Origin of the sequence: Pseudonocardia sp. N23 (genome assembly GCF_002583555.1) — a bacterium.
GTDB lineage: Bacteria > Actinomycetota > Actinomycetes > Mycobacteriales > Pseudonocardiaceae > Pseudonocardia.
Map to the genome: position 1 here is coordinate 13459 of NZ_BEGX01000012.1, position 18625 is coordinate 32083.

Annotated in this window: 15 protein-coding genes; 8 read left to right on the forward strand and 7 right to left on the reverse strand. The window is 72.2% G+C overall.

Going from position 1 to position 18625, the window contains the following annotated elements; genetic code table 11:
* Nucleotides 1–5: 5 nt before the first annotated feature.
* On the reverse strand, nt 6–1604 hold the full coding sequence (locus tag TOK_RS05635; RefSeq protein ID WP_098956766.1) for an acyl-CoA carboxylase subunit beta: 1599 nt from the start codon (nt 1602–1604) through the stop codon (nt 6–8).
* 308 nt (nt 1605–1912) lie between these two features.
* Here TOK_RS05635 and TOK_RS05640 point away from each other — a divergent pair, with 308 nt between their 5' ends.
* The 3 genes from TOK_RS05640 to TOK_RS05650 are packed head-to-tail and all read left to right on the forward strand — an operon-like array spanning nt 1913 to nt 4571.
* Complete coding sequence (locus TOK_RS05640) at nt 1913–2539, forward strand: hypothetical protein (RefSeq protein WP_098956728.1); 627 nt, start codon at nt 1913–1915, stop codon at nt 2537–2539.
* Nucleotides 2536–3561, forward strand: a complete 1026-nt coding sequence (locus tag TOK_RS05645; protein ID WP_098956729.1) for a hypothetical protein — start codon at nt 2536–2538, stop codon at nt 3559–3561. Before TOK_RS05640 ends, TOK_RS05645 begins: the two co-directional genes overlap by 4 nt.
* Nucleotides 3558–4571, forward strand: a complete 1014-nt coding sequence (locus TOK_RS05650) for a phosphotransferase family protein (RefSeq protein WP_098956730.1) — start codon at nt 3558–3560, stop codon at nt 4569–4571. Before TOK_RS05645 ends, TOK_RS05650 begins: the two co-directional genes overlap by 4 nt.
* Before the next feature lie 47 nt (nt 4572–4618).
* Here the strand turns inward: TOK_RS05650 and TOK_RS05655 are convergent, their stop codons facing one another.
* Together TOK_RS05655 and TOK_RS05660 are read right to left on the reverse strand one after the other, a co-directional pair.
* Nucleotides 4619–6193: an AMP-binding protein gene (locus tag TOK_RS05655; protein ID WP_098956767.1), complete on the reverse strand. Its 1575-nt coding sequence runs from the start codon at nt 6191–6193 to the stop codon at nt 4619–4621.
* Between the two features lie 21 nt (nt 6194–6214).
* Nucleotides 6215–7366 (reverse strand): acyl-CoA dehydrogenase family protein, encoded by a 1152-nt coding sequence (locus TOK_RS05660; protein WP_098956731.1) that lies wholly within the window; start codon nt 7364–7366, stop codon nt 6215–6217.
* 93 nt (nt 7367–7459) lie between these two features.
* Between TOK_RS05660 and TOK_RS05665 the strand changes: the two genes are divergently transcribed.
* Nucleotides 7460–8086: a TetR/AcrR family transcriptional regulator gene (locus TOK_RS05665; protein WP_098956732.1), complete on the forward strand. Its 627-nt coding sequence runs from the start codon at nt 7460–7462 to the stop codon at nt 8084–8086.
* Nucleotides 8087–8130: 44 nt separating this feature from the next.
* Nucleotides 8131–9804, forward strand: coding sequence for an AMP-binding protein (locus TOK_RS05670; protein ID WP_098956733.1), 1674 nt, complete (start codon nt 8131–8133; stop codon nt 9802–9804).
* Between the two features lie 49 nt (nt 9805–9853).
* On the opposite strand, the gene TOK_RS05675 is transcribed toward TOK_RS05670, so the two are convergent.
* Entirely contained in the window at nt 9854–10651 is a 798-nt protein-coding gene (locus TOK_RS05675; RefSeq protein ID WP_098956734.1) for a DUF1684 domain-containing protein, read from the reverse strand.
* 275 nt (nt 10652–10926) lie between these two features.
* On the opposite strand from TOK_RS05675, the gene sfnG reads away from it, so the two are divergent.
* Together sfnG and TOK_RS05685 are read left to right on the forward strand one after the other, a co-directional pair.
* Nucleotides 10927–12063, forward strand: a complete 1137-nt coding sequence (gene sfnG, locus TOK_RS05680) for a dimethylsulfone monooxygenase SfnG (RefSeq protein WP_098956768.1) — start codon at nt 10927–10929, stop codon at nt 12061–12063.
* 244 nt (nt 12064–12307) lie between these two features.
* Nucleotides 12308–13537 carry an acyl-CoA dehydrogenase family protein gene (locus tag TOK_RS05685; protein WP_098956735.1) on the forward strand — a complete coding sequence of 410 codons (1230 nt, stop codon included), beginning with the start codon at nt 12308–12310 and terminating at the stop codon, nt 13535–13537.
* Between the two features lie 89 nt (nt 13538–13626).
* Here the strand turns inward: TOK_RS05685 and TOK_RS05690 are convergent, their stop codons facing one another.
* A complete protein-coding gene (locus TOK_RS05690) occupies nt 13627–14862 on the reverse strand; it encodes a TMEM165/GDT1 family protein (protein ID WP_098956736.1) in 1236 nt (411 codons plus the stop codon).
* Between the two features lie 223 nt (nt 14863–15085).
* Nucleotides 15086–15526 (reverse strand): TIGR03618 family F420-dependent PPOX class oxidoreductase, encoded by a 441-nt coding sequence (locus TOK_RS05695; RefSeq protein WP_098956737.1) that lies wholly within the window; start codon nt 15524–15526, stop codon nt 15086–15088.
* A 170-nt stretch (nt 15527–15696) separates the two neighbouring features.
* Here TOK_RS05695 and TOK_RS05700 point away from each other — a divergent pair, with 170 nt between their 5' ends.
* Entirely contained in the window at nt 15697–17328 is a 1632-nt protein-coding gene (locus TOK_RS05700) for a S1C family serine protease (protein ID WP_253258199.1), read from the forward strand.
* Between the two features lie 54 nt (nt 17329–17382).
* On the opposite strand, the gene TOK_RS05705 is transcribed toward TOK_RS05700, so the two are convergent.
* Complete coding sequence (locus TOK_RS05705) at nt 17383–18552, reverse strand: CaiB/BaiF CoA-transferase family protein (protein ID WP_098956738.1); 1170 nt, start codon at nt 18550–18552, stop codon at nt 17383–17385.
* Nucleotides 18553–18625 lie beyond the last annotated feature (73 nt).

Below are 18625 nucleotides of genomic sequence, written 5' to 3' on the forward strand. Positions count from 1 at the left end.
CGCGCTCACATCCGGAAGACGCCGAAGCCACGACGGCCGGCGATCGTGTTGGAGTGCACGGCCGACAGCGACATGCCGAGCACCGTGCGGGTGTCGCGCGGGTCGACGATGCCGTCGTCGTAGAGCCGGGCGGTGACGTAGAAGGCGTGCGACTCGGCCTCGATCTGGGCCTCGATCTGCGCGGTGCGCGTCGCGTCGGCCTCCTCGTCGAAGGGCTTGCCCTGCGACGTCGCGGAGGCACGGCCGACGATCGACATGACGCCCGCGAGCTGCGCCGCGCCCATGACGGCGAGCTTGGCGCCGGGCCAGGCGAACATCAGCCGCGGGTCGTAGGCGCGCCCGGACATGCCGTAGTTTCCCGCGCCGAACGACGAGTTCATGTTGATCGTGAGGTGCGGGACGGCGCTGTTGGTGACCGAGTTGATCATCTTGGCGCCGTCCTTGATGATCCCGCCCTGCTCGTAGTCGGTTCCGACCATGTAGCCGGTCGTGTTCTGCAGGAAGACCAGCGGGGTGTCGGTCTGGTTGGCCAGCAGGATGAACTCACTGGCCTTCTTGGCCTCCTCGCTGAACAGCACGCCGCGGTGGTTGGCCAGCACGCCGACGGGATAGCCGTGGATCTGCGCCCAGCCCGTGACGAGCGACGTCCCGTAGAGCGGCTTGTACTCGTCGAAGTCCGAGTCGTCGACGGTGCGGGCGAGGATCTCGCGCGGGTCGAACGGGACCTTGATGTCAGAGGAGACGATCCCGAGGATCTCCTCCGGGTCGTACCGTGGCTCGGCCGGGTTCAGCGCCGGGGCGGGGCCGAGCTTGCGCCAGTTGATCCGGGACACGATCTCGCGGCCCAGCCGGATCGCGTCCTGCTCGTCGACGGCGAAGTAGTCCGACAGGCCGGACACACGGCTGTGCATGTCGGCGCCGCCGAGGGCCTCGTCGTCGGCATCCTCGCCCGTGGCCATCTTCACCAGCGGCGGACCGCCGAGGAACACCTTGGCCCGGTTGTCGACCAGCACCGAGTAGTCGCACATGCCGGGGACGTAGGCGCCGCCGGCCGTCGAGTTGCCGAACACCAGCGCGACCGTCGGGATCGCCATCGACGACAGCTCGGTGAGCTCGTGGAAGATTCGTCCGGCCGGGACGAACAGGTCGGCCTGCGTGGGCAGGTCCGCGCCGCCGGACTCGACGAGGTTGATCACCGGCAGCCGGTTGAGCCGGGCGATCTCCAGTGCGCGCAGCGTCTTCTTGAGCGAGTACGGGTTCATCGCGCCGCCGCGCACGGTCGGGTCGTGCCCGATGACCATGCATTCGACGCCCTCGATCACGCCGATGCCGGTGAGCACAGAGGCGCCGACGGTGAAGCCGGTGCCCCACGCCGCCAGCGGAGCCAGCTCCAGGAACGGGCTGTCGGGGTCGAGCAGCAGGGCGATGCGCTCGCGCACGGGGAGCTTCCCGCGGTCGCGGTGGCGCTGCATGTAACGCTCGCCGCCGCCTGCGATGACCAGTTCGAGCTGCTCGTTCAGCTGGTCGATGACCTCGAGCTGGAACTTCCGGTTGCCCTGGAAGGTCTCCGACGCGGTGTCGACCGCCGACCTCAGGACCGGCATCGGCGACACCTCACATTCTGCGCGGCGGTGCTCCCACAGTTGTCCACGGCGACTCCCGGAGTAACTAGCCATTCACTAACCGCGGACTGTACCGACGGACCCCTGCTCTGCCTAGGGCTCGCGCGCGATCGATCCACCGCCGCCGACCGTAGCGGCTCCCACAGCCGGCAGCACCCCTCGCGGCGGGCTCGCCGGGTCCCCGTTGACACCAGCACTTCTGGTACATCATGGTTCACTACGAGGGCCCACGGACCGGTCGCGCGACCCCGCCGGGAACGGCCGACACCCCCCACGCAGAGAGGCGAGCGGTGTTCAACGCGATGTCCCCCGCGCAGCTCACCGCGGTGCTCTCCGGTGTCCTGCGCGAAGGCGCCGACTGGGCCCGCCCGCTCGACGGGTTCCAGCGCGGGCAGCTGAAGTCGGCGAGCAGCATCGGCCGGCACCTCGCCTCCGAGCTCGCCGGTGGCCCCGCCGCCGCGGCCCGGTTCCGTGCCGACCTGCGCGCCCTGCTCGTCGCCACTCCGGGCAGCGCCGGCTCGACCCGCACCCCCGGCGCGCAACCCCACGGTCGTTCCGGCGCCGATGTACGGCAGGGGGGTGACGCGAAGATCCCCGTCGCCCGCGCAGGCCCCGTTCCCGGCCGGGTCGCCGGCACCGCAGTCACCGGCACCGCAGTCACCGGCACCGCAGTCACCGGCACCGCGGTCGCCGAGGCCGCGCGGGCGGTCGTCGCCGCGATCGACGCCGACCCGGCCGGCGACGTCGCCGCGCTCGGCGCCCCCGTCGGCGACCTGCTCGCCGCCGCGCGCGCGACCGGCTCCGACACCCTCGCCACGGCCGTCCGCGGCCTGCTGCGCGACCTCGTCGACGCCGAGATCGATCTGCTGTCCCGGCCGGTGACGGCCACCGTCCCCCCGACCGGAGGATCCCGATGACCCGTACCGCAGACACCTACTCCCCCGCCGACCTGCCCGCCGACGTCGCGCAGCACGATCTCGTGCACCCTGCGGGCGACGACCGGCGCTGGCGGGAGAGCTACTACTTCTCCTTCTACGACACCCGCCACGGCATCGGCGGCTTCTCCTCGATCGGCCGTCGCGTCGCGACGGGCCACTCCGGCTCGGTCAACGTGCTGTGGGGTCCGGACCGGCACAGCCTCGTCGCGTCGGAATGGGACTCGTTCGAGAAGCTGGAGAACCACACCCACGTCGCGGGGATGACGTACTCGTCGACCGAGGCGTTCGGCGACTGGCGGCTGCAGTTCGACGGCAGGCTCAACGACGGCGGCACCGGCGTCGAGTGCGACCACGCGGCGCTGGGACCCGTCGCCACGAGCGCGGCCGACTCCGCCGACGTCTCCTACGACCTGACGTTCACCCCGACGCACCCGCCGTACGTGTACCGCGAGGACTCGCGCTGGTCGGAGCTGTTCACCGGGCACGTCGACGAGGTGGGCCTGGTCAGCGGCACGATCACCATCGACGGCACGACGATCGAGATCGACGGCCGCGGGGGCAAGGACCACTCGTGGGGCGTGCGCAACTGGTTCGCTCCCGACGACTGGCGCTGGATCGACCTGGTGTCCGACACCGGACCGGAGGTCGCGATGTGGCGTGCCGACCTGGGCGGCTGGATCGGCGACGGCGCGGTCTTCACCGCCCCCGCCGCCGGTGACGAGCGCGCGATCGTCGGCTACACCGAGACGGTGACGACGACCCCGCGCGCGGGCGTCCCCGGCAAGCCGATCCCGACCGGCCTGACCGCGGAGATCACCACCGGGGCGGGTGTGCACCACCTGGAGGGCACGGTCGTGCGGGTGCTGCCGGTGCTGTTCGACCGGCGCACCGACGGCACCCTGCAGCGGTCCTGGAACGACCGGTCACTGCTGTCGACGACCGTGGACGGCCACCCGGGGTGGGCGAACGTCGAGTTCGCGGGCCGCGTCGAGAACCCGTGACCGCACCCGACACCGTTCTCGACGTCCTGGTCGGGGCCGGGCGCCTCGCCGAGGCGGACCGGTCCCGGAACTGGGAGCTGCGCCAGCTCGCCGGGGGCTGGTCACGGCACACCTGGCTGCTGTCGGCGGGCGATCCCGAACGGGGGCAGGCGTTCGTCGTCCGGGTGAAGCCGCCCGCGTCGCTGCTCGACTCCGATCTCGACCTCGAGTACCGCCTGTACGCGACGGTCGCCGCCGCCGGTGTCCCGGTCCCGACCCCGTACGGCATCGAGCACGCGACGGACACCCCGCTGGGTGGGTCGTGGTTCGTCATGGACTGGGTGCCGGGGGCCGCGCCGGTGACGTGGCTGCGCCGCGACCGCGAGGCCCTCGAGGCCGACTGGGCGGCGGGCGGGCAGGTGGGGCGCGACCTCGTCGAAACCCTCGCCGGCATCCACGCGATCCCGGCCACCGAACTGGGTTTCCTCGGCCCGCCGCGCAGCTACGCCGACGCGATCGACGTCTGGGCCCGCACCTACGAGCAGGACCGGCTGGTGCGCGACCCCGTCGTCGAGGACGCCTTCGCCTGGCTGCGCGAGCGCGAACCCGATCCGGTGCCGCCCGCGCTGGTGCACGGCGACTACCGGGTCGGCAACACGATGCTGCACGACGGGCGGATCGCCGCCGTCGTCGACTGGGAGCTGGCCTACCTGGGCGATCCCCGCTACGACCTGGGCTATGTCGCGCTCGACTACCTGTCGGGCAAATTCATCGAGCCCGGGTCGTCGCTGCTGGGTGCCGTCGCCGACAAGGACTGGTTCTTCGCCACCTACGAGAAGCTGCGCGCGACCACGGTCGATCCCGAGGTCGTGCGCAGCTACTCGGTACTCGGGGCGCTCGCGCTGATCTGCATCCTGCTGACCGGCATCCGCACCTACGCCGACGGCCGCACCACCGACGTGCGGATGGCCTGGAACCGCTACGCGGTGCCCGGCCTGCGCCAGGACATCGTGCGCCTCATGGGCTGGTGACTCGTGAGTGGCGATGGTCGCCTTGGCGACCATCGCCACCCACGGGCTCAGGAGTAGTGGCCCTGCAGCCCGTCGCGCACGACGTTCTTCTGGATCTTGCCGGTCGAGGTCTTGGGCAGCTCGTCGACGACGATGATCGCCTTGGGGATCTTGTACCCGTCGAGGTGCTCGCGCATGGCAGTCCTCAGCTCGTCGGGGTCGATGGTCTCCCCCGGCTTCGGGACGACGACCGCGGTGATCGCCTCGGTCCAGCGCTCGTGCGGCAGCCCGATGACGACGGCCTCGCCCACCCGCGGGTCGGCGGCGTAGACGGCCCGCTCCACCTCCAGCGACGCGACGTTCTCCCCACCGGTCTTGATGACGTCCTTGTAGCGGTCGGCGAACCAGAGCACACCGTCGTCGCCGAACCAGCCGACGTCCCCGGAGTGGAACCAGCCGTGGGCGAACGCCTCGTCGGTGGCCTCCTGGTTGTCCAGGTAGCCGTTCATCGTCGACGGGCCGCGGTAGACGATCTCGCCCTTCTCCCCGGCGGGCAGCAGCGCGCCGTCGGGCGCCATGATCGCGACCTGCACGCCGGTGATCGGGGTTCCGACGGCGCCGACGTGGGTGAGCTGGTGCTCGGGGCGGAACAGCGTCGTCACCGGGCTCATCTCGGTCTGCCCGAACAGCAGCGCGAACTCGCAGCCGAACCCGTCGAGGCACGCCTTGATCAGCGGCTCGGGCATGGGCGCCATGGCGTAGACGGCGCGGCGCAGGCTCGACACGTCGCGGGACGCGAACGACGCGTGCTCCAGGGCCGCCCGGTACATCATCGGCAGCCCGAAGACCTGGGTGATCGACTCGCGCTCGATGCCGGCGAGGAAGTTCTCCGGGTCGAAGCCACGCTGCACGTGGATGGTGGCGCCGACCATGATCGCGGGCGTGCAGAAGGCGTTGAGCTGCGCGGTGTGGAAGAACGGCATGAGGCACAGGAAGCGGTCGGACGAGTTCCAGCCGGAGTCGAGCGCGCTCGACATCGACTCCATGTAGATCGCGAGCTGCGACCCGACGACGCCCTTCGGGAACGATGTCGTCCCCGACGTGTAGAGGTAGCTCAGCCCGTCGCGGTCCTCGACGTGGTACTCCGCCGGGTCGGACGAGGCGGCCTCCAGCTCGGCCAGCGTCGTCCAGCTCCGGTCGGGGACGGCGGGCTCCCATGCGGCGCCCAGGCCGGGCGCGACGATCACGTCGGCGACGCCGGACACCTTCTCGATCGCCTCGGCCACGCCCGCGACCAGCTGCGACTCCACGACGAGCCCGCGCGCACCCGAGTGGCCGAGCACGTAGGCGACCTCGCCTGCCTTCCAGCCGAGGTTGATCGGCACGCAGACGACGCCGAGCCTGGCACACGCGTAGTAGACGGCGAGGAACTCCGCGCTGTTGCCCGAGGCCAGGCCCAGCGCGTCGCCGCGGGTGTACCCCCTGGCCGCGAGCCCGTGCGTCAGGCGGTTGACCCAGGCATCGAGCTCGGCGTAGGTCCAGCGCCGGTCGCCGTCGACGACGGCGAGCTGCGCGGGCCGGGCGGCGGCCGAGCGGGTCAGCGAGTCGCCGACGTTGACGCGCTGGATGAGGTTGGTCGACACCGTCACTCCTCGTCGAGGGGGTCAGTAGGACTTCGGCAGCCCGAGCGTGTGCTGGGCGACGAAGTTCAGGATCATCTCGCGGTTGACCGGGGCGATCCGGAGCAACCTCGCCATTCCCCAGTAGGGCAGGAGGCCGTACTCGCGCGCAAGACCGTTGCCGCCGTGGGTCTGGATCGCGGCGTCGAGCGCGTTGAGCGCGGCCTCGGCGGCGGCGTACTTCGCCATGTTCGACGCCTCGCCCGCCGGCAGCCCGCGGTCGTGGCACCAGGCGGCCTTACGGGTCATCAGCGCGGCGAGCTCCGTCTCGATGGCAGCCTTGGCCAGCGGGTGCGAGACGCCCTGGTGCGCGCCGATCGGGCTGTCCCAGACCTTCCGGTCGTTCGCGTAGCGGGCGGCCTGGGCCAGCGCGTAGCGGGCGACGCCGACGCACACCGCGGCGCCGGTGATCCGCTCCGGGTTGAGGCCGTGGAAGACCTGGCGGAACCCGGTGCCCTCCTCGCCGATCAGGTTGCCCGCCGGGACGCGGACGTCGTCGAAGTGCAGGACGAACTGCTTCTCCGGGACCTGGATGTCGACCGGCAGGTGTGTGCGGACGATGCCCGGCGCGTCGGACTCGACGACGAACAGCGAGAGCCTGGCGTTGCCGGCGTCGTCACGGCCGCTGCGGGCGACGACGACGATCGCCTCCGCCTCGTCGACCCCGGAGATGTAGTGCTTGGTGCCGTTGAGGACCCACTCGTCGCCATGGCGCACCGCGGTGGTCGAGAGCTTGTGGGTGTTCGACCCGGCGTCGGGCTCGGTGATGGCGAAGACGACCTTGCCCGAGCCGTCGGCAAGCCCGGGCAGCCAGCGCTGCTTCAGTTCGTCGGAGCCGAACTCCTCGATGACCTCAGCGGAGATCGCCGACGAGACCAGGAGCAGCAGCAACGGCGCGCCCTGCGCCGCGGTCTCCTCGCACACCAGGGCCAGTTCGACCAGCCCGCCGCCCCCGCCGCCGTACTCCTCGCCGATGTTGACCCCGACGAACCCGGCCTTGCCGAGCGCGTCCCACAGCTCCGTGGTCGGTTCCCCGGCCCGCGCGCGTTCGGCGAAGTAGGTGCCACCGAAGTCGGCCGCGACGGCCGCGACGGCCGCCCGCAGGTCGCGATGTTCGACGGTCTCGGCGAAGTCCACGCGGTACCTCCGGCGTGTTCGGCTGCCGATTCAGTGGAAGTGATCAGCAGTTCACTGGTGACGACCGTACCGACCGGCTGTCATGATGACCAGATGGCCGCCCCACGCCCGCGCAGTCAGCGCGATCCCGACCGCCGGGAGCGGATCCTCGTCGCGGCGGCGCAGCTCGTCGCGCGCCGGGGCTTCCACACCGTCGGGATGGCCGACATCGGCGCCGAGGCCGGCATCGTCGGCTCCGGGATCTACCGTCACTTCGACAGCAAGGCCGCGATCCTCATCGCGTTGCTCGACCAGGTGATGGACCGGCTCCAGTCCGGGGCCGCACGGATCGTCGGCGCCGCCCCCGACGACGCGACGGCACTGTCCGCGCTGGTCCGCGACCACGTGCGGGTGGCCATCCAGGACCGCAGCGTCCTCGCCGTCTACCACCGCGAGGTCCATAACCTGCCCGAGGACGAGCGCAGGCGGCTGCGGCACCGCCAGCGGCACTACCTCGAGGACTGGGTGCACGTGCTCGCCCCGCTGCGCCGCGACCTCGCGGACGGCGAGCAACGGCTCGCGGTCCACGCCGCGATCGGCGCGATCCAGTCGACCCTGTTCTTCCGCAGCGGACTGGCCGAGACCAGGCTCGCCACGCTGCTCGACGAGATGGCCCACGCCTGCCTCGGCGTGACCCCCGCTCCGCGCGAGCGGAGTGAACTGCTGATGACTAAGTACTGAGACGACCGACTGAGGTTCTCCACACCGCGCGAAGGAGCCCGGACGTGAACGAGCAGCCCCACATCGACGTGACGACCCTGCGTGGCAGGCGCGCCGTCAACCGCTGGGAACGGACCTCGGTCGGCGACGTCTTCGAGCGCCTGACCTGGAGCTACCCCGACGAGGTGGCGATCTCCGGCCGGCCCGGCGCCTACGGCGACGACCGGTTCGCCCGGGTCACCCACCGACAGGCCGACGCCGTCGCGAGCCGGGTCGCGCACGCCCTCGCCGACGCCGGGCTCGTCCCCGGCGACCGTGTCCTGATGGTCTGCGAGAACTCCGTCGAGGCGTTGCTGGCCAAGGTCGGCATCGCGAAGGCGGGCATGGTCGCCGCGCCCATCAACCCGAGCCTCGCCCCCGACGTCGTCGCCCACCTCGTCGGCGTGCTGGAGCCCCGGTTCACGATCGTCGACGCCGAGGTGTGGCCCAAGGTCGAGGCGGCGTTCGGTGCGACCGGGCTGACGGTCGGCGCCACGATCACCGTCGGCGGCGGCGCCGTGGCAGGCAGCCCCACGTTCGCCGAGTTCATCGACGGCAAGCCCGAGACCGAGCCGGACGTCGAGATCCACGGCGACGACATCTGGCAGCTGTTGTTCACCTCGGGCACGACGTCGATGCCCAAGGGCGCCATGCTCTCCCACACGATGACCCACCTCGCGGCGCTGAACTTCTCGGTGTCGCTGTCGCGGGGGCTGCGCCACGAGAGCGACCTCAAGCTCGTCGTGTTCCTGCCGATCATCTACCACATCGGCGACCAGATCTTCCCGTTCGGCGCCTTCCTCGCCGGGGGGTCGATCGTGTTGGGGCGCAGGCCCCTTCCCGACGCGACGGCCGACGCGATCGCCGAGGAGCGGGCCACCGCGCTGTGGAACGGCTCCCCCCAGTTCGCCGCGAACCTCGCCGCCGAGCTGAGCCGTCGCCCGGAGCTCGACGTCTCCACCCTGACGACGCTCGTCTACGGCTGGGGCGCACTCGAACCGCAGGTCGTGGCGGACCTGGAGGAGCGCTGCGCCGACGGCTTCGTCACGCTCGGCATCTTCGGCCAGACCGAGGCCATCGCCTGCCACCGCTTCTGGCCCTCGAAGTGGCCGGACGTCTACGCGCGCAGCGCCCCCGCGGTCAACTACGTCGGCGTGCCCAGCCCGATCCTCGCCTCCGACGTCGTCGACGAGTCCGGGCTGCCGGTGCGTGGCGAGCCCGGCGAAGCCGTCTACCGGTCGCCGGTCGTGATGGCCGGGTACTACCGCAACGAGGAGGCCACGCGCGAGGCGTTCCGCGGCGGCTGGTTCCACTCCGGCGACAGTGCCCAGATCGACGACAGCGACCCGGCAGGCTTGCGGATCATGGTCGACCGCTACAAGGACATCGTGAAGTCCGGCGGGGAGAACGTGTCCAGCATGCGCGTCGAGTCGGTGCTCTACGGCCATCCCGACGTCGAACGGGCCGCGGTGATCGGGCTCGGCCACCCGCGCTGGGGTGAGGCCGTCACCGCCGTCGTCGTGCCGCGGGCGGGCTCCACGCCCGACGCCGACGAGATCATCGCGCACTGCCGCGAACGCCTTGCCGGGTTCGAGACACCGAAGGCGATCGTCTTCGCCGACACGCTGCCCGACACCGTCGGCGGCAAGGTGCTCAAGTACAAGCTGCGTGCCGAGCACGCGGACCTCTACAACCCGTGACCCGTGAGTGGCGACGGTCGCTGCTGCGACCATCGCCACTCACGTCCGTTCACGTGCCCGGGGTCTTCTCGCCTGCCTCGACCGCGACCGTCACCACGTTGCCGGAGGGCGGGAGCGGGCACGTCGCGAAGGCGGTGAACGCGCACGGCAGGTTCGCCGCCCGGTTCAGGTCGACCATCACCGACCCGTCGGCGGCCGGCGCGGCGATCTGCAGGTTCCGGCCACCGCCGTAGGTGCTCACTCCCGACGAGCCGTCGCGGAAGTGCACCGCCAGCCCGTCGGTCTGCCCTGGCATCGCGACGAGCCGCTGCTCCACGCCGTCGACGTCGAAGACGACCTCGCCGAGCGCCTCGAAGCGGTGCGTCAGCCCCTCGACGACCGCGCCGACGACCAGCGGGCGCGGCTGCGCGTAGGCCTCGAACCGGCCCGGGCGCACCCAGCGCTGCTCGACCGGGAAGTGCGGGACGCCGGTGAACCCGGTGCGCGTCGGCGCCTGCGGGTCGCGCACCCGCAGCCCGAAGGAGTCGGTGCGGCGGACGACCTCGACGCGCCGCGCGCCCGTCCCCACCAGGATCCCGGGCTGCCCGTCGACCGGTTCGAGACGGACCTTACCCGTGGCCGGTGCGCCGTCGACGGTCATCGCCACATCCGCGGGCACGACGAGCTCGACGCCGCCGTCACCCGTGGTCCGCCACGTCCCCGGCAGGTCCTGGTACGACGCCGCGGTCTCGTCCAGCCAGTGCAGGCCGGTCAGCGAGAGCCAGCCGTGCGGGGTCGCGAGCTGACGCTCGCGGACGGCGTGCCACGCGTCCCAGTCGGCGACGAGCGTGTCCTCGGTCGTGGTCATCCGATGATCATCCTCCGGCTCCCCGCGGTGCCGCGCACCGCTCGCCGGTCACAACGTCCGGACACCCGTGGCACTTCCCGACGGCTGGACGACGGTTGACACCGCAGCGGCCGTCTGGTGTCGTCGGTGCCATGACCACGCCCTCCCTGACGCGCCGGCGTCATGTGGACCTCCAGCGTGTCGTCTCCTGCGGCTGTCGCTGACCCGACCTGCCCGACACCGTCGTTCCTCTTGCGCGCGTGTGGTTCCCGCGCGTCCTGTACCAGGAGACAGTCATGCCCGGCACACCCCTCGACCCGACCCCGCTGTCGTTCGCCTACTGGGTCCCCAACGTGAGCGGCGGGCTGGTCACCAGCACCGTCGAGCAGCGCACCGACTGGGGTTTCGACTACAACCGCACACTCGCCCGGCTCGCCGAGAACAACGGCTTCGACTACGCGCTGAGCCAGGTCCGGTACATGGCCAGTTACGGCGCCGACCACCAGCACGAGTCGACGAGCTTCTCCCTCGCCCTGCTGCTGGCCACCGAGCGGCTCAAGGTCATCGCCGCCGTCCACCCCGGCCTGTGGCAGCCCGGCGTGCTGGCCAAGTGGGTCGCGACGGCCGACCACCTCTCCGGCGGGCGGGCCGCGGTCAACGTGGTGTCCGGCTGGTTCAAGGACGAGTTCACCGCGCTCGGCGAGCCCTGGCTCGAACACGACGAGCGCTACCGCCGCAGCGCCGAGTTCATCCAGGTCCTGCGCGAGATCTGGACCTCCGACGACGCGAACTTCGCGGGCGACTTCTACCGGCTGCACAACTTCGACCTCAAGCCCAAGCCCGTCGACGTGCCCGGCCGTCCGCACCCGGAGATCTTCCAGGGCGGCAACTCCACGGCAGCCCGGCGCAACGGCGGCCGCGTCTCCGACTGGTACTTCTCCAACGGCAAGGACTACGACGGCTTCACCGAGCAGGTCGCCGAGGTCACCGGACACGCCGCCGACGCCGGGCGCCTCGGCGCGGTCCGGTTCGGGCTCAACGGGTTCCTCATCGCCCGCGACACCGAGCGTGAGGCCCGCGACCAGCTGCGCGAGATCATCGAGGGCGCGAACGTCGAGGCCGTCGAGGGCTTCCGCAACGCCGTGCAGCAGGCCGGCGCGTCGACCGGCGACAAGCGCGGGATGTGGGCGGACTCCTCCTTCGAGGACCTCGTCCAGTACAACGACGGCTTCCGCACCCAGCTCATCGGCACGCCGGAACAGATCGCCGACCGTGCGGTCGAGTACAAGCGCCGCGGCGCGAACCTGCTGCTCCTGGGCTTCCTGCACTTCCACGAGGAGGTCGAGTACTTCGGCCGCCACGTGCTGCCGATCATCCGGGAGAAGGAGGCGGAGCTCGTCGCGCGCGAGCCCGCCCTCGTCGCCGGGTCCTAGATGTCCTCGCCCCTCTCGGCGCTGCTCACCCGGCGCCGGCACATCGACCTCGCCCGCGCCGTGACGACGTCCTGTCGACGCTGAGCACTCCCCTCACCCCACCCACTCCGCGTGCCTGCGTGCCCGCGCGGCGCCGAGCCCGCCTGCTCGGGTCGCCGGTGGCACGGACCCGGCCGCCCCAGCGCCCCGCTCCCGCGCGGGCCACCGGCACGCGTCCCTGTTCGACATCCTCGAAGGAACAGCCATGACCACGCTCGACAACCGTCCCGCCACGATCGACTGGACCACCCGGCCCGTCCCCGACTCGCCCGACGCCTGGCTCGCCCGCGCCCGCGAGGTCCGCGACGTGCTCGCCGTCGGCGCCGCCGCCCGCGACCGCGCCGGCGAGACGCCATACGACGAGATCGCCCTGCTCAAGGACTCCGGCCTCGTCACGCTGCTCGGCCCGGCCGCCCACGGCGGCGGCGGGCAGGAGTGGCCGACCGCCTACCGGGTCGTCCGCGAGATCGCCGCCGCCGACGGCTCCATCGGCCAGCTGCTCGGCTACCACTACCTGTGGAACTGGGCCGCCCGGCTCGTCGGCACACCCGAGCAGATCGAGGCCGTCGAGGCCGACGCCGCCCGCAACCGCTGGTTCTTCGGCGGCGCGGTCAACCCGCGGGACTCCGACGTCCGCATCCGCGACGAGGGCGACCGCATCGTCTTCAACGGGCGCAAGTCGTTCTCCACCGGCAGCAAGGTCTCCGACGTCACCGTCCTCGAAGGCGTCCTCGAGGGCACCGACACCCACGTCTTCGCGATCGTGCCCAGCGATCAGCCGGGCATCACGTTCCACGACGACTGGGACAACATCGGCCAGCGGCTCACCGAGAGCGGCGGCGTCACGATCTCCGAGGTCGGCGTGCCGTGGGCGGCCGCGGCCGGGTTCGTCGGCAAGACGTTCCAGCCGCGGGTCTACAACACCCTGAACGTGCCGACGATCCAGCTCGTGTTCGTCAGCTTCTACCTGGGCATCGCCCGCGGCGCGCTGGAGACGGCCACCGGCTACACCCGCACGCAGTCGCGGTCGTGGCTGCACGGCGGGCACGACCGCGCCGTCGACGAGCCCTACGTGCTGGACCTCTACGGCGACCTGGCGTCGAAGCTGTGGGCGGTCGAGGCGCTGGCCGACCAGGTCGCGCAGGAGGGCCTGGCCCTCCACCGCGACGCCTGGAACGTCACCGAGCAGCAGCGTGGCGAGCACGAGGTGCGGGTCGCGGCGGTGAAGGCGCGGGCCACCGACGTCGCGCTGGAGGTGACGAGCCGCATCCTGGAGGGCACCGGAGCGCGGTCGACCACCACCGAGCTGGGCCTGGACCGCTTCTGGCGCAACGTCCGCACCCACACCCTGCACGACCCGGTGGCCTACAAGCGCCGCGAGGTCGGGGCGCACCTGCTGCGCGACGAGCTGCCCGAGCCGACCTGGTACTCCTGATCGGACAGGCCCTGCCGGGCCGCTGACGAGCCACCGCGCTCCGCCGAGTTCGACGTCGGCTGTGCCGAACTCGGCGGGGTTCGGGGCTGTCAGCCCACCCGCACGCGGTCGCGCAGGCCCGGGGACTCCGCGGGCCGCAGCCGCGGCAGGAACCGCCCCGACCGCAGCACGTATCCGGCGTACGCGGCGCCGAACTGCGCCGCCAGCCGCGGCTCGCGCACCGCCCGCGCCTGGATCTGTACCGCGACGACGATCAGCACCATCGCCAGCACGCCCATCACGGTGGGCACCATCAGGAGCAGACCCGTCGTCGCGACCACCACGCCCGTCAGACCGGGGTAGCGGATGCGGGCGTGCAGGCCCTTCGCCGCGAAGCCGGGGCGACCCTGGGTCCGGCGGCCACACGCCACGAGTGACGCCATCGCCGCCCGCCACAGGGCGAACCCGCCGAGGAACACACCCGCGCCCGCGACGGCGATGCCCGGGTCGCTGAACAGCGAGAGCGGCTGGATGACGTCGACGGCCACCAGCAGCGGCGCCGCGAGGCCGAGGACCGCGGCGACGGCCGAGAGCGCCCGCACCCACCAGGCCGCCGACCCGAAGCGCCGCGACGCCCCCAGCGTCGGACGCGCGGACGCGGCACGGCGGTAGCGCACCCCCAGGACGATCCCGGCGACGGCCAGTACCAGCGCGATCCAGCCCGCGGCGTGGTGGTCGAAGAACGCGCCGATCGGCTCACCGGTGAGCTCCTGGACCGCGTCGGCGGCGAGCCACACGCCGAACACGCCGAACAGGCCGGCCGCGCCGTAGCGGATCGTCCGCTCGGGCAGCCGCTTGCCCAGCTGCCTGCCGACGACGATGGCCAGCGCGTCGGCGACGACCATGCCCAGCGTCGAGCCGAGCCACACCCCGAACCAGCCGTGCTGCGTGGCGAGCGTGATCGTCGCCAGCATCGTCTTGTCGCCGAGCTCGGCGAGGAAGAACGCGACGGTCACGGCCATGACGGCCGACCGGCCCACCCGGGACGCCTTGTTCTGCTCGTCCGCGCTCAGTGAGTCGCCGCGCAGCGTCCACGCGCCGAAGCCGAGGAAGGCGATCGCGGCGACGAGCGCGATCCAGCCGGTCGGCATCGCCGCGCCGAGGCCGTGGCCGACGGCCACCGACACGAGGTGCACGACCGACGTGGCGACCGTGATGCCGATCAGGACCGGCGTCATCCTGAAGCGGGTGGCGAAGGTGAGGGCCATGAGCTGGGACTTGTCGCCCAGCTCGGCCACGAAGATCACACCGAAGCTGATCGCGGTCGCGACCAGGACGTCGTACATCGAGAGCTCCTCGATCTCGTACCGGACCGAGGAAAGGAACTCTTCGATCCGATAACTCTGTCGGATCGAAGGTCTCGCTCGCCTGTGACCAACAGGCCGTGCGGCCGGACCACTACAGCGTGATCAGTATGTCGACCGCGACGTTGGGAGCTACTCCCCTTCGCAGGTCGTCACGATACCGGCCGACCGTGCTGTGGATCTCTGCCAGTGGCCTGCGACACGCTCACGCGTTGCCGTACACCCGGGTGGGGGTGAGCAGGACGGCGGCGCGACGCTCGGCGCGCATCGTCGCGTCATAGCCGTCCCAGTCGTCGTGGGTCCCGCCCGCACCGACGAAAACCTCGCGCAGCAGCAGCCGCAGCCGCTCGTCGTCGACACCCTCGGCGGGGTCGTCCGGGCCGACGATCCGGCAGGCGCCCTCGATCGTCGCGTAGCGCCAGCCGGACCGGAACGTCAGCGCCGACGCCGGACGGGCGCGGAGGTTCGCGAGCTTCACCCGGCCGTAGGTCACGTATCCGACCACGGGATCCCCCGTCGTCGGATGGGCGATCGGGCCGGCGTTGACCAGCGAGGACGCGACCGTCCCGTCGGCGCGTGTCACCGACACGACGGCGAGGTACGACTCGGTGGCGGCCAGCGCCCAGACGGCGTCGAGCGAGGTCATGGAGTGGAAAGTAGTCCGCCGGGGACCTCTCCGGCGCCGTACCCGACACTCGCTTCGTGTCGAGCCATCCCTGACAGATGGGGCGTTCTCACCGAACCCGCACGGATTCACCCGTCATTTCCCAGCGACCGCACAGGGACGTCTCAGCTTGGCCGTCCACAGTCGTCACCATGACCGACGAGCAGCGGGGGTACGGCCGTCCCGACGGAGACGCCGATCCGGCCGGTCGACCCCCGACCGAGCACACCTCCGCGCCGCCCACGGGCGAGCCGGCCACGCCCGACACCCCGGCCGCCGCCGGCGCCACCGACACATCGGGGACCGCCGACCGGCCCGCCGGCGACCCGCCGACCACGCAGTTCCCGGCCGCGTGGGGCACCCGCCCCACCGAGGGCCCCACCGCGGGTCCCGCCACCGGACCCGGCCACGACACCGGTGCCTGGCAGCGCCCGGCGTGGGGCGGCCACTACGGCACCCCCGGCCCCGGTGCGCCCGGCGCTGCGGGCGGGCCCGGTCACGGCGCCCACGCCCAGCACCCAGGCGGAACCACGACGATGGCCGCACCCGCCCTCGCACCCCACCAGGACCAGCGCAAGAAGTCGCGTCCGATGGTCGGCATCGTCGCCGCCGCCCTCATCGCAGGCCTCGTCGGTGGCGGCGCCGGGTTCGGTGCCGCGTACGCGGTGCTCGACCACGGCGGCAGCGGCGTCACCCTGAGCAGCAGCCCCGCCAGCGCGTCCAACGCCGCCGCCACCAACGGCACCGTCGCCGCGGCGGCCGCGAAAGCGATGCCCTCGACCGTCGACATCCGGGTGGCCCTCGCGCAGGGCACCGCCGAGGGCAGCGGCGTCGTCCTCACCGCCGACGGCAACGTCCTCACCAACAACCACGTCGTCGCCGGCTCGAACGGGCAGATCACCGTCACCCTCGCCGACGGCTCCCAGCACACCGCCAAGGTGGTCGGCACCTCGCCGAGCTACGACCTCGCCGTCATCAAGCTCGACGGCGTCTCCGGCCTCACCCCCGCGACGCTCGGCCGGACCGGCGACGTGCAGGTCGGCCAGCAGGTCGTCGCGATCGGGTCGCCGCAGGGCCTCACCGGCACCGTCACCACCGGCATCGTGAGCGCGCTCAACCGCACCGTCGCCGTCCAGGGCGAGGACGGCTCCGGCGTCGTCTACAACGGGCTGCAGACCGACGCCCCCATCAACCAGGGCAACTCCGGTGGCCCGCTGGTCAACCTCGACGGGCAGGTCGTCGGCATCAACTCCGCCATCGCGACCGCGCAGGGCTCCTCGGGCAGCGTCGGCCTCGGCTTCGCGATCCCGGTCGACCAGGCCAAGCGGGTCGCACAGGAGATCATCGACTCCGGGCACGCGACGAAGCCGGTGCTCGGTGTGCAGGGCTCGACCTCGGGTGGCTCGAGCTCGTCCGACCAGGGCGGTGCCACCATCGCGGCCGTGCAGGACGGCTCGCCTGCCGCGGCCGCCGGGCTGAAGGCCGGTGACGTCGTGACCAAGGTCGGGAACGCCACCGTCGGCGACTTCTCCGACCTCGTCGCCCGCATCGGGGCCTACGCCCCCGGCGACAAGGTGACCCTGACGATCGGCACCGGCGACTCTGCCAGGACCGTCGACGTCACGCTCGGCAGCCAGGTCGACCAGGCCGCGACCACGAGCACCGGCGGCTCCGACCCCGGCGGCCCCGGTCGCTCGGGCGGCAACGGCTCGGGCGGATCCGGCGACTCCGGGAACCCGCTCAACCCGTTCGGCGGCAACCCCTTCGGCCGCGGCGGCAACTGACCCGCACTCCGACGGCGGCGGTCGTGGGGACGGCCGCCGCCGTCGTTCACCCGGTCACGGATCCGCCAGCCACGCCCGCACCTCCGCCGAGTCGGCGCCGAGGGCGGGCGGGCTGCGTCGGTAGGTCGGCGGGGTCGCCGAGTAGCCGACAGGATTGCGGATCGACGGCACCGCCGTCGCCGGGTCGCCCGGCCACACCACCGGGTCGAGCCCCAGGTCCTCGGCCAGCGCGACGCCCTGCGCCACGTCGTTGATCGGGCCGCACGGCACCCCGGCCGCGGTGATCAGGTCGAACCACTCCGCCGCTCCACGCGCCGCGAGCTTCCCGATCATCAACGGCCGCAACGTCTCCCGGTTCGCGCTGCGGGCGCCGGCCGTCGCGAACCGCGGGTCGTCCGGCAGCTCCGGCAGGCCGATGACGTCGCACAGCTTGCGGAACTGGCCGTTGTTGGCGGCGATCACGATCAGCTCGCCGGCGCCGGTCGGCATCGGCTCGTACGGGTAGACGCTGGGGTGCTCGTTGCCCATCCGGGTCGGCACCACGCCACCCGCGACGACCGCCGACGTCTGGTTGACCAGGCACGACATCGCCACCGACAGCAGGTTCGTCTCCACGTGCTGGCCCTCGCCGGTGGCGTCGCGGTGGCGCAGCGCCGCCAGGATCGCGACGCCCGCGTGCAGGCCCGTCATCACGTCGAACACCGCGGCACCCGCCCGCAGCGGCGTCCCGCCAGGCTCCCCGGTCACGCTCATGAACCCCGAGGTCGCCTGCACCAGCAGGTCGTAGCCCGGCAGGTGCGCCCCGCCGGTCGCGCCGAAACCGGTGATCGAGCAGTACACGACGTCCGGGTTCGCCGCGCGCACCGTCTCGTGGTCGAGGCCGAAGCGGACGAGGCCACCCGGTTTGAAGTTCTCCACCACCACGTCGGCCCGCGCAGCCAGCCGCCGCGCCACGTCGAGGTCGGCGGGGTCGGCGAAGTCCAGGACGACCGAGCGCTTGTTGCGGTTCGTCGACAGGTAGTAGGTGGCGACACCGTCGCGCAGCGGGGGCTGCCAGGTGCGGGTGTCGTCGCCCTGCGGCCCCTCGACCTTGACCACGGTCGCGCCCAGGTCTCCCAGGACCATCGTCGCGTAGGGGCCCGCGAGGACCCGGGAGAAGTCCGCGACGACGATCCCGTCGAGCGGGCCCCCGGTCGGTCCGTCGAGATCGTCAGGCGCGCCCACGGGTCCGACCCTACGTCGACGTGCGGCGCCCTCAGAGCACCGGCGCCAGGACCGCCACGACGATCCCGGCGAC

What these genes read in the sequence shown, in the direction of transcription:
- TOK_RS05635 (WP_098956766.1), bottom strand. Translation starts at nt 1,604, where the DNA reads ATGCCGGTCCTGAGGTCGGCGGTCGACACCGCGTCGGAGACCTTCCAG.
- TOK_RS05645 (WP_098956729.1), top strand. Translation starts at nt 2,536, where the DNA reads ATGACCCGTACCGCAGACACCTACTCCCCCGCCGACCTGCCCGCCGAC.
- TOK_RS05665 (WP_098956732.1), top strand. Translation starts at nt 7,460, where the DNA reads ATGGCCGCCCCACGCCCGCGCAGTCAGCGCGATCCCGACCGCCGGGAG.
- TOK_RS05675 (WP_098956734.1), bottom strand. Translation starts at nt 10,651, where the DNA reads ATGACCACGACCGAGGACACGCTCGTCGCCGACTGGGACGCGTGGCAC.
- sfnG (WP_098956768.1), top strand. Translation starts at nt 10,927, where the DNA reads ATGCCCGGCACACCCCTCGACCCGACCCCGCTGTCGTTCGCCTACTGG.
- TOK_RS05685 (WP_098956735.1), top strand. Translation starts at nt 12,308, where the DNA reads ATGACCACGCTCGACAACCGTCCCGCCACGATCGACTGGACCACCCGG.
- TOK_RS05690 (WP_098956736.1), bottom strand. Translation starts at nt 14,862, where the DNA reads ATGTACGACGTCCTGGTCGCGACCGCGATCAGCTTCGGTGTGATCTTC.
- TOK_RS05695 (WP_098956737.1), bottom strand. Translation starts at nt 15,526, where the DNA reads ATGACCTCGCTCGACGCCGTCTGGGCGCTGGCCGCCACCGAGTCGTAC.
- TOK_RS05700 (WP_253258199.1), top strand. Translation starts at nt 15,697, where the DNA reads ATGACCGACGAGCAGCGGGGGTACGGCCGTCCCGACGGAGACGCCGAT.